General features: G+C 50.1%; 25 protein-coding genes. 18 read left to right on the plus strand and 7 right to left on the minus strand.

Translation table 11 applies throughout. From position 1 onward, the window contains the following. The first annotated feature begins 99 nt into the window (after window positions 1–99). Both ACO0LI_RS12300 and ACO0LI_RS12305 read left to right on the plus strand, forming a co-directional pair. Window positions 100–1,833 (plus strand): ABC transporter permease, encoded by a 1,734-nt coding sequence (locus ACO0LI_RS12300; protein WP_423032779.1) that lies wholly within the window; start codon window positions 100–102, stop codon window positions 1,831–1,833. 42 nt (window positions 1,834–1,875) lie between these two features. Further along, window positions 1,876–3,177 carry an AAA-associated domain-containing protein gene (locus ACO0LI_RS12305; RefSeq protein WP_423032780.1) on the plus strand — a complete coding sequence of 434 codons (1,302 nt, stop codon included), beginning with the start codon at window positions 1,876–1,878 and terminating at the stop codon, window positions 3,175–3,177. Between the two features lie 37 nt (window positions 3,178–3,214). Here ACO0LI_RS12305 and ACO0LI_RS12310 read toward each other — a convergent pair whose 3' ends face one another. From ACO0LI_RS12310 to imuA, 3 genes are read right to left on the minus strand one after another with little or no spacing between them, the layout of a single operon-like run. After that, window positions 3,215–6,379, minus strand: a complete 3,165-nt coding sequence (locus ACO0LI_RS12310; protein ID WP_423032781.1) for an error-prone DNA polymerase — start codon at window positions 6,377–6,379, stop codon at window positions 3,215–3,217. Window positions 6,380–6,397: 18 nt separating this feature from the next. Beyond that, window positions 6,398–7,921 (minus strand): Y-family DNA polymerase, encoded by a 1,524-nt coding sequence (locus tag ACO0LI_RS12315; protein ID WP_423032782.1) that lies wholly within the window; start codon window positions 7,919–7,921, stop codon window positions 6,398–6,400. Further along, window positions 7,854–8,582, minus strand: coding sequence for a translesion DNA synthesis-associated protein ImuA (gene imuA / locus ACO0LI_RS12320; protein WP_423032783.1), 729 nt, complete (start codon window positions 8,580–8,582; stop codon window positions 7,854–7,856). The genes ACO0LI_RS12315 and imuA overlap by 68 nt, the downstream gene beginning before the upstream one ends. Window positions 8,583–8,820: 238 nt before the next feature. Here imuA and ACO0LI_RS12325 point away from each other — a divergent pair, with 238 nt between their 5' ends. After that, the gene (locus tag ACO0LI_RS12325; protein ID WP_422949892.1) at window positions 8,821–9,048 is read left to right on the plus strand and encodes a hypothetical protein; all 228 of its coding nucleotides are present in this window, start codon (window positions 8,821–8,823) and stop codon (window positions 9,046–9,048) included. A 148-nt stretch (window positions 9,049–9,196) separates the two neighbouring features. Here the strand turns inward: ACO0LI_RS12325 and ACO0LI_RS12330 are convergent, their stop codons facing one another. Then, window positions 9,197–9,685, minus strand: a complete 489-nt coding sequence (locus ACO0LI_RS12330) for a nuclear transport factor 2 family protein (RefSeq protein ID WP_423032784.1) — start codon at window positions 9,683–9,685, stop codon at window positions 9,197–9,199. 65 nt (window positions 9,686–9,750) lie between these two features. Here ACO0LI_RS12330 and ACO0LI_RS12335 point away from each other — a divergent pair, with 65 nt between their 5' ends. After that, window positions 9,751–10,266 (plus strand): winged helix-turn-helix transcriptional regulator, encoded by a 516-nt coding sequence (locus ACO0LI_RS12335; protein WP_423032785.1) that lies wholly within the window; start codon window positions 9,751–9,753, stop codon window positions 10,264–10,266. Between the two features lie 45 nt (window positions 10,267–10,311). On the opposite strand, the gene ACO0LI_RS12340 is transcribed toward ACO0LI_RS12335, so the two are convergent. Next, window positions 10,312–11,568 carry an AI-2E family transporter gene (locus tag ACO0LI_RS12340; RefSeq protein ID WP_423032786.1) on the minus strand — a complete coding sequence of 419 codons (1,257 nt, stop codon included), beginning with the start codon at window positions 11,566–11,568 and terminating at the stop codon, window positions 10,312–10,314. 263 nt (window positions 11,569–11,831) lie between these two features. Further along, window positions 11,832–15,881, minus strand: a complete 4,050-nt coding sequence (locus ACO0LI_RS12345; RefSeq protein ID WP_423032787.1) for a Pls/PosA family non-ribosomal peptide synthetase — start codon at window positions 15,879–15,881, stop codon at window positions 11,832–11,834. Between the two features lie 407 nt (window positions 15,882–16,288). On the opposite strand from ACO0LI_RS12345, the gene ACO0LI_RS12350 reads away from it, so the two are divergent. Continuing rightward, window positions 16,289–16,465, plus strand: a complete 177-nt coding sequence (locus tag ACO0LI_RS12350) for a hypothetical protein (protein WP_423032788.1) — start codon at window positions 16,289–16,291, stop codon at window positions 16,463–16,465. A 380-nt stretch (window positions 16,466–16,845) separates the two neighbouring features. Beyond that, the gene (locus tag ACO0LI_RS12355) at window positions 16,846–18,471 is read left to right on the plus strand and encodes a serine hydrolase (protein WP_423032789.1); all 1,626 of its coding nucleotides are present in this window, start codon (window positions 16,846–16,848) and stop codon (window positions 18,469–18,471) included. A 58-nt stretch (window positions 18,472–18,529) separates the two neighbouring features. Here ACO0LI_RS12355 and ACO0LI_RS12360 read toward each other — a convergent pair whose 3' ends face one another. Continuing rightward, window positions 18,530–18,934 (minus strand): helix-turn-helix domain-containing protein, encoded by a 405-nt coding sequence (locus ACO0LI_RS12360; protein ID WP_423032790.1) that lies wholly within the window; start codon window positions 18,932–18,934, stop codon window positions 18,530–18,532. A gap of 86 nt (window positions 18,935–19,020) precedes the next feature. On the opposite strand from ACO0LI_RS12360, the gene ACO0LI_RS12365 reads away from it, so the two are divergent. The 12 genes from ACO0LI_RS12365 to ACO0LI_RS12420 all read left to right on the plus strand — a co-directional run bounded on the left by ACO0LI_RS12365 (window position 19,021) and on the right by ACO0LI_RS12420 (window position 26,454). Continuing rightward, the gene (locus ACO0LI_RS12365; protein ID WP_423032791.1) at window positions 19,021–19,284 is read left to right on the plus strand and encodes a hypothetical protein; all 264 of its coding nucleotides are present in this window, start codon (window positions 19,021–19,023) and stop codon (window positions 19,282–19,284) included. 110 nt (window positions 19,285–19,394) lie between these two features. Next, a complete protein-coding gene (locus ACO0LI_RS12370) occupies window positions 19,395–19,526 on the plus strand; it encodes a hypothetical protein (RefSeq protein WP_423032792.1) in 132 nt (43 codons plus the stop codon). Continuing rightward, complete coding sequence (locus ACO0LI_RS12375; RefSeq protein WP_423032793.1) at window positions 19,523–20,026, plus strand: hypothetical protein; 504 nt, start codon at window positions 19,523–19,525, stop codon at window positions 20,024–20,026. The genes ACO0LI_RS12370 and ACO0LI_RS12375 overlap by 4 nt, the downstream gene beginning before the upstream one ends. Continuing rightward, entirely contained in the window at window positions 20,026–21,216 is a 1,191-nt protein-coding gene (locus ACO0LI_RS12380; protein WP_423032794.1) for a phage/plasmid replication protein, II/X family, read from the plus strand. Before ACO0LI_RS12375 ends, ACO0LI_RS12380 begins: the two co-directional genes overlap by 1 nt. A gap of 10 nt (window positions 21,217–21,226) precedes the next feature. After that, complete coding sequence (locus ACO0LI_RS12385; RefSeq protein WP_423032795.1) at window positions 21,227–21,562, plus strand: single-stranded DNA-binding protein; 336 nt, start codon at window positions 21,227–21,229, stop codon at window positions 21,560–21,562. A gap of 125 nt (window positions 21,563–21,687) precedes the next feature. Continuing rightward, on the plus strand, window positions 21,688–21,810 hold the full coding sequence (locus ACO0LI_RS12390) for a hypothetical protein (protein ID WP_423032796.1): 123 nt from the start codon (window positions 21,688–21,690) through the stop codon (window positions 21,808–21,810). A gap of 53 nt (window positions 21,811–21,863) precedes the next feature. Continuing rightward, on the plus strand, window positions 21,864–22,061 hold the full coding sequence (locus ACO0LI_RS12395; RefSeq protein ID WP_423032797.1) for a hypothetical protein: 198 nt from the start codon (window positions 21,864–21,866) through the stop codon (window positions 22,059–22,061). 50 nt (window positions 22,062–22,111) lie between these two features. Then, window positions 22,112–22,339 (plus strand): hypothetical protein, encoded by a 228-nt coding sequence (locus ACO0LI_RS12400; protein WP_423032798.1) that lies wholly within the window; start codon window positions 22,112–22,114, stop codon window positions 22,337–22,339. Between the two features lie 162 nt (window positions 22,340–22,501). Further along, the gene (locus ACO0LI_RS12405) at window positions 22,502–23,653 is read left to right on the plus strand and encodes a hypothetical protein (protein ID WP_423032799.1); all 1,152 of its coding nucleotides are present in this window, start codon (window positions 22,502–22,504) and stop codon (window positions 23,651–23,653) included. A 202-nt stretch (window positions 23,654–23,855) separates the two neighbouring features. Continuing rightward, a complete protein-coding gene (locus ACO0LI_RS12410; protein WP_423032800.1) occupies window positions 23,856–24,149 on the plus strand; it encodes a DUF2523 family protein in 294 nt (97 codons plus the stop codon). A gap of 2 nt (window positions 24,150–24,151) precedes the next feature. Next, window positions 24,152–25,198: a zonular occludens toxin domain-containing protein gene (locus ACO0LI_RS12415; RefSeq protein ID WP_423032801.1), complete on the plus strand. Its 1,047-nt coding sequence runs from the start codon at window positions 24,152–24,154 to the stop codon at window positions 25,196–25,198. After that, entirely contained in the window at window positions 25,195–26,454 is a 1,260-nt protein-coding gene (locus ACO0LI_RS12420; RefSeq protein ID WP_423032802.1) for a type II secretion system protein GspD, read from the plus strand. The genes ACO0LI_RS12415 and ACO0LI_RS12420 overlap by 4 nt, the downstream gene beginning before the upstream one ends. Window positions 26,455–26,586: the final 132 nt, after the last annotated feature.

The raw sequence follows: 26,586 nt of genomic DNA on the forward strand, positions 1-26,586 counted from the left end.
AGCCGCGCAGTTCATCTTTGTCCAGACTTGATGTTTGTGACAGGAGGTATGCTATGTGCCGTTTTTTTGTTATCACTTCGCTTGATCTGAGGAGTATTCATGTTTGAATTGTTCCGTTTCCAGGCACGTGATGTAGTCACTGAAAGTAAAGGCCCAAATCGCTGGGACTGGGCTCTGCTCCCTTTGGTTTTGGCTGTATTGGGTATTTTTGCATTTGCCGCCATGCAGATGAGCCGTCCTTTCGCCGTGGGCGAGGCTTTGCAGATCAGTCTTGATCCTGCCTATCTGCCTTACTATTTATTGCGCACCATTTTGCGCATGTTTACGGCATTGGCTTTTTCCCTGGTCTTCAGCCTGATATTTGCAGCCATCGCTGCCAAATATGCCGCTGCTGAAAAAGTCATGATACCGGCGCTGGATATCTTGCAATCTGTGCCTATTCTCGGTTTTCAGGCGATTGCGATTGCCCCTTTTATTGCCTTGTTCCCCGGTAATTTGCTGGGTGTGGAGTGCGCAGCTATTTTTGCAATTTTCACTTCCCAGGCATGGAATATGGCATTCAGCCTGTATCAATCCATACGCAATGTTCCACCTGAATTGAAAGAAGCGGCGCAGATATTCAGGCTGTCTGGTTGGCAGCGGTTCTGGCGTCTGGAATTGCCATTCGCCATGCCAGGCCTGCTCTGGAATATGATGATGTCCATGTCCGGTGGCTGGTTTTTCCTTGTCGCTGCCGAGGCAATTTCTGTGGCTGGGCAAGACATTAAATTGCCGGGTATAGGTTCGTATATTGCTGTAGCGATTGAAGCCAGGGACGGCCTGGCCATCACCTGGGCAATTGCTGCCATGCTGATAGGCATTTTGCTGTATGACCAGTTGTTTTTCCGTCCTTTGCTGGCCTGGGCCGACAAGTTCCGCTTTGAAGAGACCCAGGGTGACACTGCGCAGCAATCATGGTTGCTGGACTGGATGCGCAGCAGCCGTTTATTCCGCGCCTGGATAGCCAGGTTCTGGCTCTTCCTTGGGCGCGGCTTGTCATGGTTTAGTGTGCAAGGTGATGGTACTACCGTACAGGTAAATCAGCGTTTCACCCATCCTGCCTGGCCTAAAGTCCTGGATGCCGTTTTGTTGCTGGCCTCTGTTTTTGCCATGTACAGCCTGTTCATTTTCATACACAGTGTGGTGGGTTGGGCTGAAGTGGCGCATGTGCTTGGTCTGGGCTTGATTACCCTGGTGCGCGTCATGTTGTTGATTGCCCTCGCTTCATTGTTCTGGGTGCCGGTGGCAGTCTGGATAGGTTTGCGCCCACAGTATTCGCAAAAAGTGCAGGCAATGGCGCAGTTTTTGGCGGCATTTCCTGTCAATCTGATGTTCCCCCTGGTGGTATTTGCCATGGTGACTTTCAACCTGACACCAAATATCTGGCTCAGCCCCTTGATGGTGTTTGGTACGCAGTGGTACATCCTGTTCAATGTCGTGGCTGGTGCTGCCACCATTCCCAATGAACTGCGGTTGGCTGCAGACAATCTGGGGTTGAAAGGCTGGCTGAAGTGGAAGCGCGTATATTTGCCTGCTGTTTTCCCCAGCTATATCACGGGTGCAATCACAGCCAGTGGCGGCTCATGGAATGCGAGTATCGTGGCTGAGTATGTCACCTGGGGTAAAACTACGCTGGTGGCCGATGGCCTGGGTAGTTATATCAAGCAAATGACGGAGACGGGGGACTTTCACCGTATCGCCTTGGGCATAGGCGTGATGTGCATATTCGTCATGCTGCTGAACCGTTTTTTCTGGCGCAAATTGTATTTGCTGGCCGAAGACCATCTGCGTTGAGCCATAGCGCTTACGCCTGGATTATTCATCAAGGAGTTCAAGATGACTCAAAATTTATTACTCGATCTGAATCAGGTCGCAAAATCCTTTAAAGCAGCAGATGGTAAATCGCGCCTGATACTGGACAAGGTTGATTTTCAACTCAAAGATGGCGAAATCGTCGCCTTGCTGGGCAAATCCGGTTCTGGCAAATCCACCTTATTGCGCATCATGGCTGGTTTGATACCGGCTGATGCAGGCAAAGTGGCTTATCGCGACAAGGCAATTGGTGGGCCAGTGGCAGGCATAGCCATGGTGTTCCAGTCCTTTGCCTTATTCCCATGGTTGACTGTGCAGCAGAATGTGGAACTGGGGCTCGAAGCCCAGGGTGTACCAGCAGCAGAACGCGAGCAAAGAGCCGATGCAGTTCTCGAATTGATAGGCCTGGCTGGTTTTGGCGGTGCCTTGCCACGTGAGCTTTCTGGCGGCATGAAACAACGTGTTGGTATAGCCAGGGCACTGGTCACCAATCCTGATGTGCTGCTCATGGATGAAGCTTTTTCTGCCCTAGATGTGCTGACAGGTGAAACCCTGCGTAATGACATGCTGGAATTGTGGGAAGAAGACCGTATATCCACCAAGGGCATCCTCATCGTTTCTCATAATATTGAAGAAGCCGTCATGATGGCAGACCGCATCATTATCCTGTCCAGCGACCCAGGCTCGGTCAGATGTGAGATCAAGATAGACCTACCGAGGCCGCGTAATGTCGATTCGCTGGAAGTGCGCGCCTTGATTGATGAAGTATATGGCTTGATGACCATGCGCGCGACGCATGAAGCTGCGGCGGATACACCCAATACGCGCCACCTGGGTTATCGCCTGCCTGAGACGGATGTCAGCCGTATTGAAGGTATTCTCGATTTGCTGGCAGAGGCACCATTCAATGGCCGTGCCGACTTGCCGCAACTGGCAGAAGAAGCTGAATTGTCGGATGAAGAATTATTCCCGACCTATGAAGCCCTGAGCCTGTTGGGTTTTGCCGTACTGGAAAAAGGCGACATCATGCTGACGCTACTGGGTAAAAAATATGTAGAAGCAGAGCAGGCGCAAAAGCAGGAATTGTTTGGCCAGCAACTGCTGACTCATGTCCCCTTGGCGGCACATATACGTCGTAATCTGGAAACGGAAACCAGTGGCAGCTTGTCTGAAGAACCACTGATAGATTTGCTGGAAGAGTTTTTGAAATCTGACGAAGCAAAACGCGTACTTGAGGTTGCCATTGAGTGGGGACGTTACGGCGAGGTGTATGAATATGATTATCACACTGGTCGCCTGACTTTGCCTGAAGGGAATCCAGAGTAATTGCTGCATATTTCTATCTGGAGCAGGGCAGGGGAACTTAGCAAAAGTTCCTGCTGCCCACTTCCAGCTGCCCCAGAAGATGCGACATATCCACCAGGCGTTTGGCAACCAGATGCCTGACTTCGGCTTCGCATTGCCAGATACCATATACGCCCAGCAGTGGCGCACTCAAGACTTCACTGCGCTGTTTTTCCAGTACATTTGGCCAGATAATCACATTCACCGGGCCGGTTTCATCCTCTATGGTGATGAAGATGACGCCCTTGGCCGTCTGCGGTCTTTGCCTTACCGTGACCAGGCCGCAGCCGCGCGCAAATTGCCCTTGCTGAAAAGTATTCAGCATTTCTGCGGGCAAAAAACGCTTGGCCAGCAATTGTGGTCGTAGCAAAGCAAGAGGATGGCGCTGCAGACTGAATCCTGTGGCATGGTAATCGCTATAAATTTCCTGTGCTTCTGAAGGGGCTTTCAGTTGCGGCACTTGCTCCTGTATGCTGGTAACACGCAACAAATCCTTGTCCGGCATGGCACCTACTGCTTGCCACAAAGCCTGCCTTCTATGTCCGGCCAGCGCTGACAAGGCATTGCCGGCAGCCAGTACATGCAAATCATGCTGGCTCAACTGCGCGCGCTTTGCCAGATCATGTACATCAATAAAAGCCTGCTGCTGGCGCGCCTGCATGATACGTATGGCAGCTTCCTTGGACATGCCATATAACAAAGAGAAACCCATGCGCACGGTGGGTTGCAGAGTTTCGGTAAATCTATTGAGTTTCATCTCTGTCTCAAGTGAAGAATCCCAGTCGCTACAAGTCACGTCGATGGCACTGACTTGCACATCGTGGCGACGGGCATCCTGTATCAATTGGGAAGGTGAATAAAACCCCAAGGGTTGGGAATTCAATAACGAGCATAAAAACACCGCAGGCTCATGACGCTTGATCCAGCTACTGAAGTACGCGAGGATGGCAAAGCTGGCTGAATGGCTTTCAGGGAAGCCGTAATCACCAAAACCCTTCATTTGCTCAAAAATCGCTTTAGCAAAAATTTCTTCATAACCATTCTTAAGCATACCGTTCACGATTTTCTCCTTATACCCCTCCAGGCCGCCTTTCCGTTTCCAGGCTGCCATTGCACGGCGCAAGCCGTCCGCTTCTCCCGCCGTAAAATCTGCCGCATGCATGGCAATCTGCATGACCTGTTCCTGGAAAATAGGTATCCCCAGAGTGCGTTGCAGCGCAGCCCGCATTCCCGGATTTTCATGTATTTCTACAGGCTGCTTACCCTGGCGTCTTTGTAAATAAGGGTGCACCATGCCGCCTTGTATAGGGCCGGGCCGCACAATGGCAATTTGTATTACCAGATCATAGAATTCTCTGGGCCTCAAGCGTGGGAGCATACTCATCTGCGCCCGGGATTCTATCTGGAACACCCCGACGGTGTCTGCCTTGCAGATCATGTCGTAAGTCAGCGGATCTTCGCGTGGCACATCCTGCATGCACTTAGGTTTGCCTGGCAAGGTGGCCATCAAGTCAAAAGCCCGCCGTAATGCAGACAGCATGCCAAGGGCCAGCACATCGACCTTGAGCAAGCCCAAAGATTCAAGATCATCCTTATCCCATTGAATCACATTGCGCTTTTCCATTGCTGCATTTTCTATCGGCACCAGCCTGGATAATTTGCCGCGTGCGATGACGAAGCCACCGCTATGCTGGGATAGGTGACGTGGGAAGCGCAATAATTTTCCTGTTAATAATGCCCATTGCTGGGCGATAGGAGAGTTGGTGTCCAGGCCACATTCAGTGAATCGCTTGAATAATTCTTGTTTGCTATCAAACCAGCGATGCGATTTTGCCACGGCATCGACGATGGCCAGATCTACGCCCAGAGCTTTCCCCACATCACGCAAGGCGCCACGCGGGTGGTAAGTGTGCACTGCCGCAGCTATGGCAGCGCGGTCACGTCCGTATTTATCATAGATATACTGCATGACTTGTTCGCGACGCTGATGCTCAAAATCGACATCGATGTCCGGCGGCTCGCCTCTTTCCTTGGACAGGAAACGTTCAAACAACAAGGTATGTGTCTCTGGGTTGACTTCGGTGATATGCAGGCAATAACAGACCACACTGTTTGCGGCCGAGCCACGTCCCTGGCAGAGTATTTCCTTTTGTCTGGCGAAATTAACGATATCAAACACTGTCAAAAAATAAGGTTCATAAGCCAGATCATTAATCAGGTGCAGCTCATGTTCTATTTTGTTTTTTACTGATGAGGGCAAACCTTGCGGATAGCGCAGATCAGCTCCCTTATAGACCTGAAGCTTTAAATAACTGGCAGGCGTATATCCTTTAGGCACCAGCTCGTGCGGATACTCATAGCGTAATTCATCCAATGAAAAGCTGCACAGATCTGCGATTTTCACAGTTTCGGCCAGGGTATGCAGCGGATAGATCGTCGCCAACCGCAGGCGTGAGCGCAGATGCTGTTCTGCATTCATCGCCAGGGTGTAACCACACTCAGTGATAGGCTGGCATAAGCGTATGGCAGTCATAGTATCTTGCAAGGGCTTGCGTGAACGCACATGCATGGTGACCTGGCCAATGGCAACGACTGGTAATTGTACAGATTCAGCGACCTCATCAACCAGCTGTTTTTGATATTCATCTGCAATTTGCATCAACAAATTCAAACCTATCCAGGCGCGACCAGGGAAGTTTTGCTTCAACCATTTGGCTTGTTTCAGTAGTACATTACTTTCTGCGGGGTAGGCTGGTACCAGTATCAGCAGGCAATCTGGCAAGCCAGACAAGTGTTCCAAACCCAGCGGTGGCGTGACGAAATCTTTGGGCGTCAATAAGTAACTACCCTTGGTTGCCCGGCATCTGCCAAGAGTGATCATTTCAGATAAATTGCCATAGCCTTCACGGTTTTGTGCAAGGGCAATCAGATGCACATTATTTTCAGGCGCTTCTATATCTTCCAGTTTAAAGTGAGCACCGATGATGAGATGCAAGCCGGTATTTTTTGCCGCTGTATATGCTCTTGCCAAGCCAGCAAAGGAACACTCGTCGGTAATGGCCAGGGCGCGATAATCCAGTTTAATCGCACGCGCCACCAGTTCTTCTGAATGTGATGCTCCATGCAGGAAGCTGAAATTGCTCATGCAAAATAATTCGGCATATTCGGGCAGGAAGGCACTCATGTTGATATATCCAAAATACTATCCAAAAATGCCATGCAAGAACCAGACAGGTTCTTCACTGTCGGGATCATTGGCGCGCTCGCGATAAATCCAGTAACGCACATGGCGCTTATCGACAGCGATGTAGTAATCCCGGGTTTGTATCTGCTCATGCCACCAGCCTGCTTCTATGCGTTCAGCCGGAGAAACAAGTTTGAGTTCTGAGCCGTAATAAGGACGATGTTCGTAAATGTCCAGCGCCAGCGGCTGCGGCAATAACCAGTTAGGGCGCAGGGCATAGCCTGCCAAAGCGGATGCAGGGCAGGGTGACGGAGCTTTCTTGATGACAGAAATCCAGTGATTGGCAATATCGGCCCTATGGTCTGCTTGTGGCGCTGGCTGCAAGACATTATCTTCGCCCAGACGAGCGACAAGAAGTTCAAGCAAGCGCTTATGTTCATTTGCCTGCCCACCAGGTTCAGGGAACAAGGTGTAGCTTTGTGCTTCGCGCAAGATAGTCTGCTTTACTTCCAGCAGCATGCCGATGACGGCACTATCCAGCTTGAGCTGGCTGAGTTTTTCTTTAAACAAACTCAGCAGATGCGACTCTTGCCAGCATGCTTGTGCCAGTTGCAGATCAAACATAGTCGGCGGGATGGCCTGGCGACCGCGTTCATGCAATAACTCCATATGTATATGCGTAACTGCGAGTTGCTGCGCTGCCAGCCATCCTAGCAATTGGGCCAGCAGGCTGCGGGCAAAAATAAGTAGTGATTCTGCAAGCTCTATACGGTCTGGTAATTCGATTTTGACTTTGAATTCTGGTGCTGCCAGATACCATTCGTGTACTTCAGCTTGCTCACCATAGACCTGATCCAGCTCCATGAGTAAAGCTTTGCCGCAACGCCTCTGCAAGCCCGGGCGGGGTAATTGTCGTAAATCTCTGAGGCTATAGCAGGCTATGCCCTGCAATAACTCAGTCAAAGGCTCAGCTGCGGTGAGCAATCTGACCGGTAGCCTGTCCAGACGCTGGCTCAATCTTTGCAGTTTAAAAACATGCTGCCCTCTGGGTAGTTTGCGCGATGCCTGTTTGGCCAATAACCAGGCAGCCCTGGCAACGGGAGCAATGCCTGTCGTTGCTGTATAACCGAGAATGCGCATGCTTTCCAGCACGCGTTTACGCAAAGCGCGTATACCCCCAAACAAACTCAGACTGGCACTGATATCAACCAGTATGCAATCATCTTCTGCCAGGCAGACTTGTGGCGAGTATTGCAGCAAGGCTGTTGCTACCGCCTGTAATGCCAGCTTCTCTTTATTGTGATCACGCTGATAATAATCAGCATCGGCAGACAGCATTTGCACACCACCTGCGCGCATATTCAAGCGTATGCCAGCCTGATCGGCAGATTCAGACATGGACGTTACCCGGCCTTGATGGAGTATCACACTGACTTGTGTCTCTTGCTGAGCAAACAAGGGAGTGACAAACACCTCAAGCTGGAGTAAAGGCAGGTGAACGGCTATCCACAGTGGTGGGCAAGTTGCCATAGTTTGTCGCAAGTTTTTCTTTGCCTGGATGAGCATAGGCATACAAATAAGGATGATCGGGCACATGCAATGCCAGCGGAGCATCGCGCTGGCTGCCACGGCGTTTGAGTATGCCCAGCTCCAGACCATATTGGCTGGTCTGGACACTCAATCGCAAGGGAGCGGGAGAGGCTTGCTGTGCCGCCCGCATGTCACGCATCAAAAAGAATAAAGTCTCCGAGCTTTGTGCTGCCAGGTGCAAACGACGCAAAGCTTCACTGCGGATGCTGGATGTCCAGAACAGTAGCGCACCACAACTGCTATTGCGCAATACCTGTTCAGCCGCCCACAAAGCATCAACATGTTTCTGGCAGCGTATCCATATCAACTGCGATGATTGCAAGCCTGTGCATGCAAAAGCCAATGCTTGCGGTATATAAGGCGGCGTCAATAAAACAATGGGACGCCCATCAAGCTGGCTTAAGGCGGGTTTGAGCAAGCTGAGTTCGGCAGTGGCAAGCTGCGGCAGCAAAATCTCGGTTAATTGCCCCTGTGGCCAGCCATTACCGGGTAGTTCATTATTGAGTTCTGCATAGCCACTGGGCAAATAGCCACCCTGACCACGCGCCAGTTGCGATGCACGCCACAATGCGGGGTGTATGCGTTCAGGAGGAAGTGAGGAAACGTGGGTCATATTACATATACTGATTAAATATACAGTATATGTAATATGGCGGCAGACTTCAAAGTTTATTTTATGTGCCCGTGTTATGTGACTGGAGCAAGAAATTACAGAGAGGTGAGAAAACCACAGTTTTTAAAATACTGATTTTGCATACAGTAGTTTGTGTTAAAGTTCGTCCATGGATGAACGCATGGCTGTTTTGATGAAGTTCCTCTATCACATACCAACCGATATGGAGATTGAAATTATGGCAAACCTCGAACAGTCTTTTGATACACGCTTCAGCCTGCAATTTGCCCCAAGCTCTTTTGTAATGCGCCTGGGACGTCGCGAAATTTTTGTTTGCCGCGACTTCCGGCAGCGTTCTTACTATGTCAATCCTGTACTCGATTGCAGTACAGGCATACAGGCCGGGCATCTGGAAATGCTGGTACTGCGCAAGTGGTTGGTTATTTTGTCCAAAGCAAACTGGTAAGTTCAGGCTATCAATTTATTTGTCAATGGAGTGAACAACTCTCTACTGCAAACACGCCCCAGATATTGCGGGAGTGTTTGCAGCAGTTTGCTTCCATCAGATAAATGTTTAGCTGGTATAGATCAGAATAAGATCTGAATATTTAAATCTAAGCCCGCAAGAATGGCCCGGGGCCTGGCCAGGTTTGATCGGTAATAGGGGCTGCCAATGCTTCGTCACATCCCTGTGTTGCACTCCACGCCAGATAGCGGCTGCAGCGCTGCGTATCCTCCAGTGTATGGACGTAGGTGATTTTGCCCCAGCGCATGCGCATGAATTGCATCACTACATTCTTGTAGGGGCCATCTGGCTGATGCGGCACGATGAAATCCAGCACCGCATGGATACGGGTATCCCACGGCGGCCCGATGACAGCAACTTCTTTTACCTCAAATTGCAAGCCAGGGAACAAACGGTATAAGCGTTCCCACCATAAAGCCATGGATGCGCGTGAATTACGCAAACCAGAAATCGGCGAATCTCCTTCAAAGCGATATGCAAAATCAGTAGCCAGGGTATCCAGCATCAGGCTGACATCGCCTGTGTTGATAGCAGCAAAGGTTTTACGAAGTTTGTTCTCAACGATATAAGCATACATGGTGAACTTTCACTGGCATAATGCAAGTAATGTAAACAGTTAACTTGCATCAAGCAAGCTAAATTATGGAACGCAGTTCGTTTTCTGATTTTTCCTGTTCTATAGCCCGCACATTGGAAGTCATTGGTGAGTGGTGGTCATTGTTGATCTTGCGCGATCTGTTTCTGGGGTTTGAGCGTTTTGATGATATCCAGCGCAATCTTGGCGTGGCATCCAATATTCTGACCGCCCGGTTGAAAAAAATGATGGAGCAGGGCATAGTCGAGCGACATACCGATACGCAGGATAAACGTGTCTGGCGTTATAGCCTGACGCAGCAAGGGCGGGATTTATATCCAGTATTACTGGCATTGACTGTCTGGGGAGATAAATGGCGCACCGCAGAAGGACTACAACCCTTACTGGTACGCCATCAACATTGTGGTCACGTCACGACTGCCGTACCGGCTTGCTCTGCTTGCAAAGAAGAATTGCAGCTTGACGATATACGATTTGAGGCTGGGCCTGGCGGCAGGGAAACACCAGGTACAGCCTTAATGGGGCAAGTGCTGGGCCGACCAAAACAGGATAAGCCAAGTTGACAAAAATAGCACTGCGTCAAACCAGCGCTGAGCGTTCTTGCTAACTCAAGTACTCTGAACCGCATCTTCAGGCGGGATAAAATCTTTCGCCGCTCTTTCTCCCTCGTTATGTTTTCTGTCTCCAGAAATTTCTAGGGCAATGCCTGCTGCAGCTTCAGCCGGCATACCATCTGTACGGCGCAAATATTCTGCCTCACCCACGATATCATCTCTTTGTACTGCCAGGTCCTTGGCTTGCAAGCTTTCGCCAGGCAATTCAACTTTCAGCTCATCGATCAGCATAAGCAGCGTTGCTGCGACTGGCAATGCCAACAGGGCACCACCAATGCCATACAAAGTACCGCCGGCAATCAATGCAAATAAAACTATAGAAGAGGGCAAGCGTAGTGCGCGTCCATAAACGACAGGGATCAATACCCGACTTTCAAACTCTTCATAGCACAGCAACAACACGCCCACCACGGTGGCGGCAACGCCACTGACGGCAAATGCTGCGAGCACAGCTGGTACCATGGTGAGGAAAATGCCGACGAAAGGGAGCACATCCACAATTCCGCCAAAAGCGGCAATCGCTATTGCATTTGGTACGCCACAGGCGGTAAGCAGAATAAACAGAAAAACCGTCATCATGGCGCAAGTGAGAACTTGGCCACGCACGTAACCACCAACGATGGTTTCAAGATTGAGCATGATGCGCGCCAGTTTAATGTGATGCGCACGGGGTATCACAGCAAACAATGCGCCGCGCAGACGGTCGCGGTCTATCATAATGTACAAGGCAAGAAAAAATGCCCCAGCTCCATACGCAATGATTTCAAACAAGCCCCTGGAAAAAGCCATGGCTTCACTACTATAAGACTTGAACAGTGCGGCGTATTGAATATGCCGTAATCCATCTGCGAGAGAAGCAGTGAACGGATACTGGGCGAGAAATTTAATCAGATGACCGCGCAATTCAGGTTCTTGCTGAACAAGACTGGCGACCTGGGCAATGAATGGCGGCACAGTAAAAACCGCCAGACCGACCAAGACCACCATCAATACTGTAAATACAATCGCGATGCCGGCAAAGCGGCGAATATTGCGGCGCTCAAGCCAGTCAACAGCCGGATTCAAAGTACCCACCAGCATCAGCGCAGTGATCAAAACCAGAATGACAGGGACTAACTGAGAGAGTAGTGCAAAGCCCAGCACCACACCTACAATTGCCACGATAGTAGACCGTGCCAACTCTATGCGTATCGTTTTCTTCGGTTGAGAAGAAGGCGGTTTTTGTGCAAAATTTTCTGGGTATTGTTTCATCAGCGCTTATGTTCTCGGTCATCTGGCGCAAGTTCGGTGAACCTGCTTAAAGTTATACGGATAAAGTCATGCACAGCATGCCCGTCTTTCCTGACAGCATCTGTGCGTTATCCCGCATCCAGTTCCAACTGACGACACCTGACAACACTATAAACAACACGAACAGGCTGCTATCTGGCTTGATAAGTACTGGGGAACCTGCACATTAGCGCAAATCTGGCTTGTCATTTTAAAAATGAACAAGCCAGTTTAACGTACGTCAATCAAGCACCTGTCATGGCAGCAGGGCAGCCGTGCCAGCTGGAATTGGCAGGGATATATTCGCCTTTCATCACCAGTGTCATTGCACCAAGGCTGGCACCATCTGCAACCACGGCACTATATAAAACCGAGCTGCGCGGGCCCATGTAAACACGCTCACCGATACTGACATGGTCAATTTTCATGACCCTGTCTTCAAACAAATGCGTTTGTGGGCAGGCCAGCGCATTGATTTCGCTATAGTCACCAATGCTGACGCAGTCAAACTCTGTAATATCAGTGGTATCCATATAAACGCCGCGCCCAATTTTGCAGCCCAACAAGTTGAATACCAGAGGCAGCCAGGGTGTACCACGCAGATAACGCATGAAATTTGGCACAGCAATACCTTCATACAGATTGGTGATGCCTTCCGATATCCACACAAAAGGTGTCCACATGGGCACGCTGCTTTTCTTGTAGCGGAAAATCAGTATCCATTTCAACACCAGCACAAAGGCAAAACTACCTATCCCATACAGCAGGCCAGCAACCACCAGGTAATACACAACCTCACTCCAGCGATCATCCCCGGCCAAAGGCATCAAATCCAGCACGATGGTATAGCCAACAGCGATCACCATCGCATGCGGCGCAATGATGCGGAAAGCCTCAATCAAACCACGTCCCAGACGGCGAATAAGCGATGGCCGGAAGGTCAGGTTCTCCGGAAAGCCCTTGGTTTCCTCACGGGCAGGTAAATGGATAGCCGGCGAACCCAGCCAGGTATCGCCCTCACGCATTTGTTCATTATTTGGCGCGCTGGAATGTACGCCTATCAATACATTCTCAGGCAAGATCGTGCCATCAGGCACGTATGCACCGTTACCCACAAAACTGCGGCGAGAAATGACGGTTGGATGCATGCTCATCCAGCCGCAATCAATTTGCTCATCACCCAGCAACACTGCATCAGCAATAAAGGTTTCATCACCCAGGGTCAGCATGTCTGGCACGACACCCAAAGCGGTAGAAATCTCAGCACCACGCCCGACTTTGGCACCCAGCAAGCGATACCAGAAGGGCGCATATACCGTTGCATATACCCCGTGCAAGACATTCAGGCTGGATTCCTGTATCTGATTGACCAGCCATTTACCGCAATAAGTATTGCCATGAACCGGATATTGCCCCTCCTTCAAGGTTGGCAAAATACTCCAGCGTATGCCGGCAGAGAGCAAGGCCGTACATACAATCAATACCGCAGTGGCAGGGAAAGCCAGCAAGAAATATTTCATGAGCTGGAAAATCACGGAATTACTTTGCAGACCAGGGAAAAGCTCAGAATTATCAAACCAGTCTATCGTCACAAAGCTGGGGAAGACCGGCATGAAAAACAGAGCGCTGATCAATAGCGAACCAAATACAAAAAACACAGTTTCACCAATCAGGCGCAAACGTGAAGCCTGTGGCCGGGGTGGAAAAATCGAAGCATCAAATGCACCCACATCTCTTGCCGGAGAACCCTTCCAGATTCGGGATTTTGGTATGCGCTGCCCTTCACTTAAAGCCGATTGCCCTTCAAGATGACCACCAGCTTCAATATGTACATTACCTTCCAGCACAGCATACGAACCGGCATAGGCATCGTCTTCCAGCGTAATTGTCCCCAGGATTAACTCGCCATGCTGCACTCTGGCATTTTCAAAATTGCTGGCATTACCTATGCTGCAACGGTCGCCGATGCTTAGCAAATCAGGTGATCGCAAAGTCATTGAGCCGATCACGACGTCAGACCCTACTTTCGCACCCAGTGCTCGCAACCACCAAGTGTATAAAGAGGAGCCGCTCAACATATAAGTAGGCGCAGCTTCTACCAGCCTGTCTGCCAGCCACCAACGGTAATAAGTCCATCCCCATAGCGGATAGCGTCCGGGTTTCAGGCGTCCAGCAATCAGCCATTTACCTATAATGGCAACAGCAAATTCAGTCAGTGTCAACAACAAGAAAACACCAACAGACAAGAACACAGCCCTGGCAATGGAATCTTCAGGATCGCCCGTAAAGAAGTGATAAGCGAAAAATGGTGCCAACCACTGCACCATGCGCATGGCCACTAACCAGGGTATGGCTGCTGCTTGCCCTATGCCGCAAAGCCAGCGTTTCCATTCCGGTGCAGTGGCCCATTGTTGCTTGCTTGCGGCGGCTGATCCATCTTGCGTTTGCCCTGTGCTTTCCAGGACTTGCAGCATCCTGGCAATTACCCGGTGCGTATAGATGTCACTGATCCTGAAATACGCAAAACGTGGGTGTTTGCGCAAAATCGACACCAATTTTGCTGCCATCAGAGAATGGCCGCCCAGATCAATAAAAAAATCAGACCCACGTTGTATCGCCTGCCCAGGAAACAGGCTGGCCAAGGCCTCAAACAGCACAGCCTCAGTTTCGTTTTCCGGCGTATCAGATGCATTGTTTGCAGCCTGCTTTGCCAGAGTCAGTTTTTTAAGTGTATTGCGGTCAATTTTGCCGGAGGTCAGCCTCGGCATTTCAGGCAGATATTCAAAGCGGGCAGGTACCATATAAATAGGCAAGACCCTGCTTAACTCGGTGCGCAAGACAACAGAATGCTGTGCAAACACGCTGGCATCAGTATCGGCAGGTAGCTGATCATTGACGATGAAAGCCACGATCTGATCAATGTCTTCATCCTTGCGCAAGACAACCGCAACCGCCCCCACGCCAGCTTGCTTGGCCAAAACAGACTCAATTTCTCCCAACTCAACCCTGAATCCGCGGATTTTTACCTGATCATCAGCCCGTCCCAGGCATTGCACACTGCCATCTGGGTTAAAACAGGCCAGATCACCAGTGCGATATAGTCTGGCCTCATGCGCATTTCTGGCCCAGGGATTGGCAAGGAATTTTTCAGCCGTCAGATCCGGGCGCCCAAGATAACCAATCGCTACTCCGGGACCAGAAATACAAAGCTCCCCGGTTTCACCCGCAGGCAAAAGACGCAAACCGTTTTCAACATCGGTAGCAATGACAAGTAAAGAATAATTAGGTAAAGGCCTGCCTATGTTCACAGCCCGTTCCGGCTGCAATTGCGCCAGGCTGGCAGAAACACTGGCTTCGGTCGGCCCATACGTGTTGAACATCTGCCGTCCAGCGCGCGACCAGCGCTTGACCAGCACCTCAGGACACATCTCACCACCCAGATTGATCAGGCGCAGGCTGTCAACCTCATGGCTGAATAAAGCGAGCAGGGTGGGGACAGCGTGTAAAACACTGATATGGTTTTCATTCAAGGCCAGCGGCAGGGCATCTGGATCAGCCGTAATTTCCTTTGGCGCCAGCCACAAGGTCGCACCAACCAGGTAACTGATCCAGATTTCTTCAAATGACATATCAAATGCCAATGAAAATCCCTGATACACACGGTCATCATGCCGTATGCCAAGCACATGGTTTTCACTACGCAAAAAATGACAGATACTGGCCTGGTTCACCAATATACCCTTGGGCTTGCCAGTCGATCCCGAGGTATAAATTACATAAGCAGGGTCACTGCCTTTGATGGCTTCACGCTTTAATATGGCTTGGCCTGCATCGAGCAAGGCATCTTCAGCCAGCCATTTCTGGCAATTTAGCGCAGTCAGTTGCGCTTCAAAAGCCTGGCAACTCAAGATGCCAAAGGCATTTGCATCATTGAGGCAAACAGCAATCCTGTCTATGGGAGTATCTGCGTCAAACGGCAGCCAGGCAGCACCAGTTTTGGCAATGGCTACCTGCATGATCAACAAATGTATGCCGCGCGGCAACCACAAGCCGACAATATGCCCGGGCCGCACACCGGCAGCGATCAGAACAGAGGCGACACGACCGGCATCAGCATTTAATTGCCCATAACTGACAGACAGTTCACCTGAGATTAATGCGGTCTTGTCAGGAAAAGCAGCCGCGCTTGCCTCCAGCAAATCAGCCAGTACTTCCTCTCGTAAAAAATCGAGCCTTTCCTCACCGTATAAAATTTCTGGGTTTGTTATTGTATTTGTGCTGCTAAACGATTGCATAAAAAATCTGAAAGAGAAAGGTCACTTAATATAGGCTAAATTTTGGCACCAAAAGCCAAATACTTTCTCATGTTGAGAAATCACAACTAAAGCGCCAGTTTACCATTTTGATAAATCCATCTTTGGGAAATATGCGTAACGAATTATTTTGTTTCAATTGCATATCTACGGTCAAAAAGTGACGCGATGATTACGCGACACTAGAGGCCACATCCTAGGGGAAACAGTAAACTCCCGTTTTTTTATGTCAAAAAGCCAATTCGTCAACATTATTTAATTTTTAATATTTGTGCTTGTTTGCGACAGCTTCCCAATTCATCCTGCGCAGACGGATAGGAGCTAGTCACGGCGATCATTTCATCATTCTAAGTTTCGCTCTTTTTATACTCAAACCTGAAGGACGTTCTATGAAATCCGTTCTCAAACTGGAGGCAGCAGCTACCTTGTTATGTAGCTTTGCCCGTGCACATGCGTTCCTGCAAGAGATTCACCGCCGTATTGCCATTGAGGACCTGAACAAAAATCTGAGTAATTTATTTGGACACAAATTTTCTGTGCTTCTGGCCCACCTGTTGGTAGAGTGAGATAAGCTGGTCGCAGCTTGAGTTTTGGGATGGGTGAAAACGCGAGTGCTAATGCGATTAGTAAAAGCGATTAATTCGTCATACCATTAATACTAACGAGAATAATTAATGGTATTCAATTCACTTCGAAATGAAGCAATATCCTACATTATATTTATCCTTTCGCACTCACTGACTTCTTCAGTCAGACATTGGACAATCGCGTGAAATAGCATGCTGCAACTTCCAGTCAAGAATGCTGAGTGGGAATCTGCAACGCTTTCTGAGCCGAATCTACATTTGGTTTAATATGTATGATTCTCATTATCATTACCCAAATATGCTAGCTTGCTTCCATTCTGTAGAGCTTGCGGATAGCCGTCCCATAAGGATAACTTTTCATGTACCACAGTAACCTGAACTCTTTGGTCAAACACCACGCATGCAAGTGGTTATTCTTCGTCGGCGGGGCCGCATTGCTGGCACCAACACTTACTCACGCCGATGAAATGGAAGTCGACGTCAACCGCGTGCTTAAATTGTTCAACGTACCAGGCATCGCCGTTGCTGTCGTTAAGGACGGCAAAGTGCTGACCGCGCACGGATTCGGCGTGCGTAAGCTAGGTGAGGCGGCGCAAGTCGACGGCCAGACCTTGTTCGAGATTGCTGCCAATTCCAAGGCATTCACTGCAGCCACGCTAGCGATGCTGGTAGACGAGGGTAAAGTGGGGTGGGACGACCCAGTTATAAAACACCTGCCTCAATTCCAGATGTATGACCCCTATGTGACGCGTGAGATGACGATCCGCGACCTGCTTAGCAATCGCAGTGGGCTGGGAGAGGCCGTAGGTGACTTGATGTGGTGGCCAACATCAACCTTCAGCACTGACGAGATTATCTATAATCTGCGTTTGTTGGCACCAGCCACGAGCTTCCGCAGCGTCTACACCTACGAATATTTACCCTACATCGTTGCCGGCAAACTAATCGCACAGAAGACGGGCAAGCCATGGGGGGACGTCGTGCGCGAAAAAATCCTCGTACCGCTAAACATGACACGTACGACGACCAACTTGGCCGAAACAGCGGGTATGACCAATCTTTCGGCACCGCATGGCAAAACCGACGGCAAACTCACCGTCGTTAAACCGATGCCGATGGCAAATGCCGCCGGCGCTATGGGTATCAACACCAGCGCCGAAGATATTGCCAAGTGGATGACACTATTGCTTGATGGCGGCAAGTTGGAGGCTCCAGGTCTGGATGGCAAAGAACGCCGCCTGTACAGCGCAGTGCAGTCGCGAGAGATGTGGACGCCGCAGACACCGATCCGAACCAGTGAGCCAAAGCAGCAATTGGCCGCTACACGGTCGAACTTCGCGGCTTCTGGATTAGGCTTCGAGCTACGAGATTACCAAGGCTTGATGTTGGTATCGCACCGAGGCTGGCAGTTCGGCTTCTATTCGGTGGTAGCTATGGTGCCATCGGCCAAACTTGGCATCGCCATCTTGACCAATGCCGAAAGCGGCCCCGCGTTGAACGCGTTGAAGTATCAATTACTCGACCGTTACTTGGGCCTGCCGCAGAGAATTGACTGGATTGCAACATACAGTGAGCTCGCGACCGAAGCTGAATCTAAACAGAATGAGCAAAAAAAGAAAGAAGACAAGGCTATGACGACATCCAAACCGTCGTTGGCTTTAGCGGCCTATGATGGTGAATATCGCGATCCTTGGTATGGCAGCGCTACGGTCAAAACTGTGGGTGCCAAACTTGTGCTCAGTTTTGTCAAAACGCCTGATCTTACTGGCGAACTAACACATTTCCAAAATGACACTTTCATCGTGCGATGGAAAGAGCGTAGCTTAAATGCTGATGCTTATGTCACGTTCTCGCGGCGTGATGGCAGCATCGAACGAATGTCGATGGCGCCTATATCACCTGAAACAGACTCAAGCTTTGACTTTTCCGATCTAGCGTTCATTCCCGTCAAATCAGCCAGTGGCAGACACAGTAGCGAAAAGTGATGGTAACGGGCCGCAACCAATACGCAAGTAGACCTCATACTGGCGTCAGCGTAAAAAGTTAGCAATACCATGCCCTGAATTTCGCATAATTTATAGCAGGGTTAATCTGCTCTGCTGAAAGCTGCGCCGTTGCTGCGTTTGCGGCCTGTGGTGTCAAAATAAAATTGACAAAAAGCACGAAGAGGAGGGCGCTAGCCGTTGCCGCCATCCTCGACATAAAAACTTCCCAAAGTGAATGCTGACCGCTTCTTTCTGCCCGGTCAATTCCGGCTGCTGCGATTATTTGCAAAGGCTCTATCTCTAACGCCATCGCAATTGCAAGGCAAGTTTCCTCATCCATCACACGTTTTCCGGATTTGTATTGGCTTATTGCTGGCTGAGTTAGTCCGAGCAATTTCGCTAATTCTGTGTTGTTAAGTCGCTTTTCTTCTTGCAATTTCTCTAAGTATTTTGCGCTTTTCATATTTTTTCTCCTTGACGTTGTAACAGCCGTTATGGTTTTATAACGGCTGTTACTGTAACGGTTGTTATTTCTAGCGCGACTTTAGCATGAAACAGCCCGACGACAAGTTTACCCGTGACGTTTTTGACACATTGCCACATTCAGGAGCCCTGCAAATGAAGATGACCGATAAAGCACTGGCTGACCTTATATCCCAGCTCCAGCTTGATCACACTCAGGTAGGCAAGGAATTTCTCGCTCACGATGGATATTCAGACGAGCTTGCTACTGAGATTTGTCACCTCGGCCAAGCCATCGAGTGCCTGAATTCCTTGCGCACCATGCGTGCTGTTCTTGCCGCTACTGAGTAACGAATCATGACCACGCACCTTATTTTCGAATTCGTCGCCTTCACCTGCATTACCGGAGCTTCTGGCTATTTTGGCTGGTTGATCACCTCCATCCTGCATGAGGCTCCCTGATGTTCGATAACTACGATATCGGCCTGCTCCTGTTGGCTCTCGCCTGTGTGGTCGGAGTGAATTTTGTCACTGCTTCCATGCTGATCACCTACATGCGCAATAAAGTGGTCTTGGAAAGAGAGCGCCAATGATCACCACTTACACCGGACAGATGGGGCAGGGCATGAGCTACCAGCCGCGCCGCCCAAGGTGTCTCCATATCCGCTTCCAGCTTGCCTGTGCTTCCGGCATTCTCGTCTATGGTGCAGACCCTGATTTCCTCGTCTGTGTTGCTGCCGCCAAAGAGGCGAAACGCGCCTGGCTGAAGTTGCTCCCGTGCTCAACCCTGCGAGTTCAGTTTTTCTACCCGAATCGCAAGCGCGTTCCCGCACAAGACATCAAGGCGGCGCTACGCGCTCTCAATGACAAAAAGATATCGGCTGCTGTGGCGGTTCGTTCCACTTCCAGCCCTACAAAAGCGCCTGCCCGGAGCGGAGCGAGGACAGCCGCTTTTGCAGGGTCTGGAAGTGGGTTTTGCGCCGTTGGTGTTGACGTTGATTTTTGTCAGGCGGGCGTGGTAGCACCGCCTGACGGTCTCACGGGTGAGACTTTTCCTGTTTCCGGTTCAACTGATTTCAAAGGGCTTGAGTAGTGGCTTACGACACCATTAAATTGCGTTCACCAGCTCTGAATTCCAAGCTGATTCAGATGATCGAAAACCAGTGTTTCTTCCGCTCCGGCGTCGAGATGGCATCTGGTGAGGTGCGTTATGAGATTTTCACGGGCGAGCTGCTCGGCTCATGGGATGCCCGCATCTCTGTGGTGCCAAAGGATGAGGAATACCAGATAAACGGTGCAGGCCATCCAGTCTTGCAGCGCTGTGAGCCGTACATCTTGGTTGAAGCATCAGTACACAAGGTATTCAACGGTCATAACGTCTATGGTGGGCCAACAGATTTTCAGAAGGTCTGTAGTGATTTCGTTGTACTTCTGGAAGAACTGCTGGAGATTGAGCTGCCGCCTGCCAACCTTTGGACTGTGCACCGGGTGGATGTGGCGCTGGTCTATCGACTCTCGAAAGAGGCCTGCAAGGAATTTTTCGCAGGCATGCAGCTTATCAACTTCCCACGCCGGAAGAAAGGCGCGGCCAAGTATGACATGGCTGTGTATTTCGCAGGGAAGACCACGACCGTCAAGTTTTACCACAAGGGCAGTGAGTTTGCCGTACATGAGCGCTCACGCCTGAAGCAGTTTTTTAGCAGCCTGTTTGCCCACATCTACGGTAAGGGCGACTTGCAAAATGCATCGAGAGTCAAACGAAAAATTGAAGCATTGCAGCGACTGGCAGATAACCGTCTCAGGGGTGAAGTTGAAATTCACTCGGACAAGTTCCAGTACGACTTCGGCAAAAATCCACTGGTCAGCGAAGTGACCGACGCCTATCTGCAAGGCGTTTATGACAAGGAAGTGGAAAAGCTCCTAAGGGAAGGAAAACAGGGTATGGACAAGGTCAGAACCACAAGGGCAGTGCGTCAGCGCCTGCGCCAGATGTATGGCGATTTGAACGGTGATCGCCTCCATGGATTTTGGACGACGCTAGCGACTGAAGGCGATGACTACACGCGTGCGCTGTATCCCAAGGCGAGCTTCTACCGTCACAGGAAACACCTGGAAGAAGCGGGTGTGTGTTGGCGTGGTACTGATCTCGTCATCGTGGCGAATGATTCAGCCTTGCCATTTGATTTTGCTCCGATTCGTTCGGATAAGCGACTGTGCTACCTCCCTGCGCGCAATCGTGAAGAGTACAACGTAAGCAGGGAACAAATGCGGATAGCCGCGTAAGGGGTTCACCATGGCAGCAGCAGAAAATGTAGTAACGGGTATCAAGGACAAATCATCACTGGCACCAATGCAAGTGTTGGTACGTGGCCGCATAGAGTCCAGCAGTGTCCATGAAGGCACACGCGAGACAAAAATCATGACTCCTGCAGTCGATGAGTTCTCACGGCCGCAACTGTTGGAAATACGCAGCAAGTCGCGTATTGGTGAGAAAGGCGAAATGGTGACGGTCAAGTGTCAGCTTGGTGGTTATCAGCGTAAGGCGTTTACGGTGAAAGACAAGGCGACGGGCGAAATGCGCACTGTTGTTCCTGTAGAGCATACCCTCGACCTGATCGACGAAAATTAATTGTGACTACTTGGATTACAGCCTGTGAACAAGACCAGAATCCTTATCCTATTCATGGTGGGGAGGGTCAGATATACATCGGCTGTCAGTCTAAGAATCTACGTTCCATCGAGATCGAGGAAACCGTGCCGCCATTAGACCCAACGTTGTTATCCCAAGCTTTTGCGGCTGGTTTTATCCCTGTGCTGTTCTGCTTTTACATGGCGCGTGGTGTCGGTACTGTCATCAACATGGTGCGGCGTCACTGACGTTTTTATTGCGCATATTCGAATCGTCAAATCTTACGAAATGAGGGTGGCACATGCCTAGGCCAAGGAAGTATGAAAGCGATGCTGAGAGACAAAAGGCATATCTGGAGCGCAACGACCTTACCAGCATGTGCGTAAAACTGCCATCCAGTTTAGTACGTGAATTTGAGGACTGGCTGAAGTTCAAGGATAAGACCAAGGCTGAAGTGATTGAAAAATTGTTGCGTAGTCAGCTCCTGCGCAAGCGTTAATTTGTAGTGCCGACTGCGCGGATTTCGCAGATTTTAAATGGAGTTTCAAAATGAAATTGATCAATAAAGTAGCAACTTTCGGTGCGTTGTCTGTAGCTGGCGTTCAAGCAGCTTTTGCTGCTGGTGCCACTCCTGTGGATTTGACACCTCTGACATCGCAGTTTGACCCTGCTCCTGTCACGACTGGCATCATGTCCATGGGTAGCGGTTTGATGACTATTTCAGTCGTTGCCTTGGGTGTCCTGTTCATTCTGAAAATGGCTAAGCGCGCCCCTTAATTCAGGTCGGCTGATGAAAAAGGGCGAAGTGATGCTTCGCCTTTTTTTATGATCAAAATCGTTTATATCATTTAAGGGGCATGAAATGGGCGCACACTTTTGGTATCTCTTTACGTTTGGTCTCGGCATGATTTGCGCGTGGGCTGTAGTGGAGGGCATAAAATGAAAAAATTGTTTATCACATTATTCTGCGCGTGGTTTCTTGCCCTGAATGTTCAGTGCGCATGGGCTACTACTGTGCCAGTCAATAATTTTGCAAATGCCATGTCAGGCGTCATCACCGGAAACATGGCTTCCCGTGGGTTCGCTATGGCAGACCCTCGCGTGTATGCCACCTTGCGGTCTGTAGGTCTCAGACTTGCTGCATATGGCCTGACATCTGCGTACGTCGGCTTTGCTGGTGCTGCCTTTATTGTCGGTGCTGGCGCAGCTATAGGTGCTGGTATCGGTGCTGTAGCGCTTGGTGCGTACTTAGGGGGCGCTGCCGCTACATGGCTGTGGAACTATAACAATCCCAAGACAGTGACCGTATCCACGCCAGCGGCTGCCGTTGATACTCCACCCATGGTTCAAGGTGGTGGGCATTACTCTGCTTCTGCTGCTGGTAAGGTGCTTGTAGAGTCAACAGACCCTCAGGCTACCGCACAGCAGTTCGTCAGTATGATGGGTCCAGGGTATCGCATGCGTGAACCTTGTTCTGGTGGCCCTACAACTTATCAGTGCACTGGATATTATTGGGACGCTGCCAATAACCGTTGGGGTACTCAGTCATCGTTTTCTGTCACTGGTAGTGCCACGGGTGCGCCCACTTCTTGCGGTGGTGGTCGCTACGTTGATAAAGATGGTAAGTGCGTTGCCCTGACACCTGTTCAAACTGGTTCAAACGGCTTACCTATACCCATCAGTGATGCTGTAGCGGGGATTCCCGGGCTCGATCTGACTAAGCCATTGAATCCGGCTATCACTGCTGGCATCGCTAACAGGGCATGGATTGATGCGGCTAATCAGCCTGGCTACGCTGGCATACCTTACGATTACACAAAGCCCATTACCATTGATGACGTGAACAGATGGACTGATGCTAACCCCGGTTTCGCGCCTACCGTCGATTCGTTCACCCGGCCATTGACAGGCACCAATCCATTCGACTTACCTCTATCGACTACTCCAGTCGGCACCATTGATAACACGCAGGTCAACACTGGCACTAATGCTGCGGCCAGCCTGCTATTAATCTCGGTGTGGATCCCGGCATCGGGGCTCCTAATCTGGAGAGCATTCCTACTGCCGCTCAGATTTTGGCACCTGTGCTGAATCTGTTGCCTGATCTTAGGAATTACACCGCACCTGGAGGCGGTGCAGCTCAGTGTCCAAAATTTACACTGGCTTTCTTCAATCATAATTTCACGATGGATAAGCACTGTGATCTGTTAGAGCAGAACCGAAACATCATTCATGCGGCTATGGTGTTGTGCTTCACGATTACAGCGCTGTTTATTGTGTTGAGGGCTTAATCATGTTCGGGATATTACTGTCAGCGTTTAACGTGGTTTTGAGCTTCGTTGTCCGCTCTATCATTGCCAAGTTTTTTGTCTTCTTTGCGCTGTATCTGATTACTACTGAATTCCTGCAGGTGTTAGTCGCTTCAGGCATTTTTCCGAGTGTCGGCAGTCTGAATAGTGCCTTTGGCGGGATACCTTCCAGTATGTGGTACTTCATGCAGATTTTCGCTATTGACACTGGCATATCTATGATGGTTTCAGCGGCTGCTACTGCGTTTCTGATTCGTCGCATTCCTGTGATTGGATAGTCATGCCTATCAATGTTTATTGCGGCCTGATGGGTTCAGGTAAGAGTTACGAAGCTGTTTCGAATGTCATCATCCCGGCTGTTTTGGCTGGTCGTGACGTTGTTACTAATGTTGATGGCATCGATGGTGACGCTATTGCTGCTTACTGTGTCGAGAAGAAAGGCGCGAGTTTCGAGCGTCTAGGCCAGATCAGGCACTGCCAGAATAGTGACGTGGTGAAGGAGGACTTCTTTCCATATGGTGAAGATATCGATACATTCTGCAAGCCCGGTGATCTGGTCGTCATTGATGAGGCGTGGAAGTTCTGGGGTACAAAGTCTAAGGTGCACCACAATCACGCCGTGTTCTTTCGTGAACATAGGCACTATGTGTCTGAGAAGACAAGCGTGTCATGTGACCTTGTGCTCATGGTGCAGGACATCGGTGATCTGAACAGGATATTGAAGGTAGTAGTCGAGGCAACGTTTAAGACGACTAAGCTTAAATCGCTCGGATTCAGCAGCAAGTATCGTGTCGATATGTATGAAGCCTATAAGCTCACTAAGGCGTCACATGTGAGCAGCTTTTACCGCCATTACAGCAAGGAAATTTTTCCTCTGTATAGCAGTTATCAGGGCGGTAAAGGCAAGGAAGTACAGGTTGATAGCAGACAGAACATCTGGAATAACCCGATGATCTATGTCTTCATCGTGGCTACTATCGTGATGGGCTCATTTTCTGTTTATCAGTTGTACAAATTCTTTAACCCAAGTAGCAAGAATGCGAAACCGCAGACTACGGGTGCAACGGCTGCTCCTACTGATGCAGCAGCCAAAGCCGCCGCCAAGCCTCAGAACAGCGATTCTGAGACGTTTTCTGACAGGTGGCGCTATGTCGGTAGCTATGTCGATAAGAACGGCGTAAACATGGCTGTAGTGTCTGATGCTCAGGGCAGGGTGCGTGCTGAGTCACCGTCAGTATTCAGTAGCACTGATATCACTGCCATAGGCACTGTAGATAGTCGCAAAGTCACCATGTGGACAGGTGCGCTCACCGGAGAAAAGAAATGAAGATGATTGCCTATGTAATGCTATTGGTCGGCTTGACTGCTCAGATCGTGCAAGCATCCCCAGTCTCAGTGGCCACTGTCCCTGTGAAGTTTGATTTCAGGTTGATTAATGTCGGTCAGGTCGTGCAGCTCGTCTACGGCGAGGCACTTAAGCAGCCGTATGTGATACACCCTGATGTGCTGGCCGATGCCAGATTGGTCAGTTTCCGCTACGAGTCCGCGAACGGTGATTCGCGGTCATTCCTCGCTAACTTCCTGGACACGTTAGGCTTCGCCATCGAGACAAAGCAGGGTGTCGACTACATCACTCGCAAGCTGCCGGAAGATAAAAAGGAGCTGCCACCTGCTGACATGGAAACTTTCGTCTACAAGCCTAAGCATCGTGAGGTAGGCTACATCAGCAGGGTGCTTGCGCCAGTGTTTCAAGGCTCCTTTGCGGTGAACCGTACTATTGCCGCACCAGATTCGGCAAAGGTCAACAGGCCAGTCCCTGAAGGCTCTGTGGCTGCTATGGTTGATCAGAATGCGGATGTTTTGATATTTACAGGCACCGTCAAAGAGATAGCGACGCTGCAAAGGCTGCTTCCTCAGATTGACGATGCGAAGGGTCAGGTTATGGTGCGTGGTGTCGTGTATGAGGTCGCCAGTAGCGATAAGGAAGGGTCAGCGTTTGCTCTGGCTTTAAGTATCCTCGGCGGCAAGTTTTCCATCGTGAACGGTGGCTCTGCGACACTTGACAGTGCTATACGACTGAAAACCAGTAGCATCGATGCCGTGTTTTCAGCGCTATCGAGTGACTCTCGCTTCAATGTGATCAGTAAGGCGAGTGTGCGTGTAGCGTCCGGCGACACTGGCAGATTCAACAGCGGCCAAGAAGTGCCAGTACTAGGCGCTATATCCTACCCAACTGGAGCAGGCCAAGCAGTGCAGGACGTCCAATATAGAAACAGCGGTGTGACATTTGAGGTGAAGCCCAACGTCCGTGATCAGGTGGTCGATCTGAAGGTAAGGCAGCAGATCAGCGACTTTGTCAGTACAACTACAGGTGTCAACAACAGTCCGACACTGAATAAGCGGGAAGTCGAAACCAGCCTTAGTTTGCAGGATGGCGATGTCGTGGTACTCGGTGGCCTGAGCCAAGACAAGCAGACCGGTTCACATTCCGGCCTGTCGTTTCTGCCTGCATTCCTGCATTCAAAAGGCAGCGAGAATACCAAGTCCGAAATTCTGCTTGTCCTTCAGTTGCAGAAGTTGTGACCAAATTTAATTTGACCAGGTGCAGCTCCTGGAGAGCCTTTTTAAGCAAATTTTGAAAGCCGGCACTGAATAAAGTTTTGTCTACAGACAAATTCAGTGCTTGTTGCTTCTCTGCCAAATTGCATTTCCCCA

This window comes from Undibacterium sp. Tian12W, assembly GCF_049339405.1.
Taxonomy (GTDB): Bacteria; Pseudomonadota; Gammaproteobacteria; order Burkholderiales; family Burkholderiaceae_D; genus Undibacterium.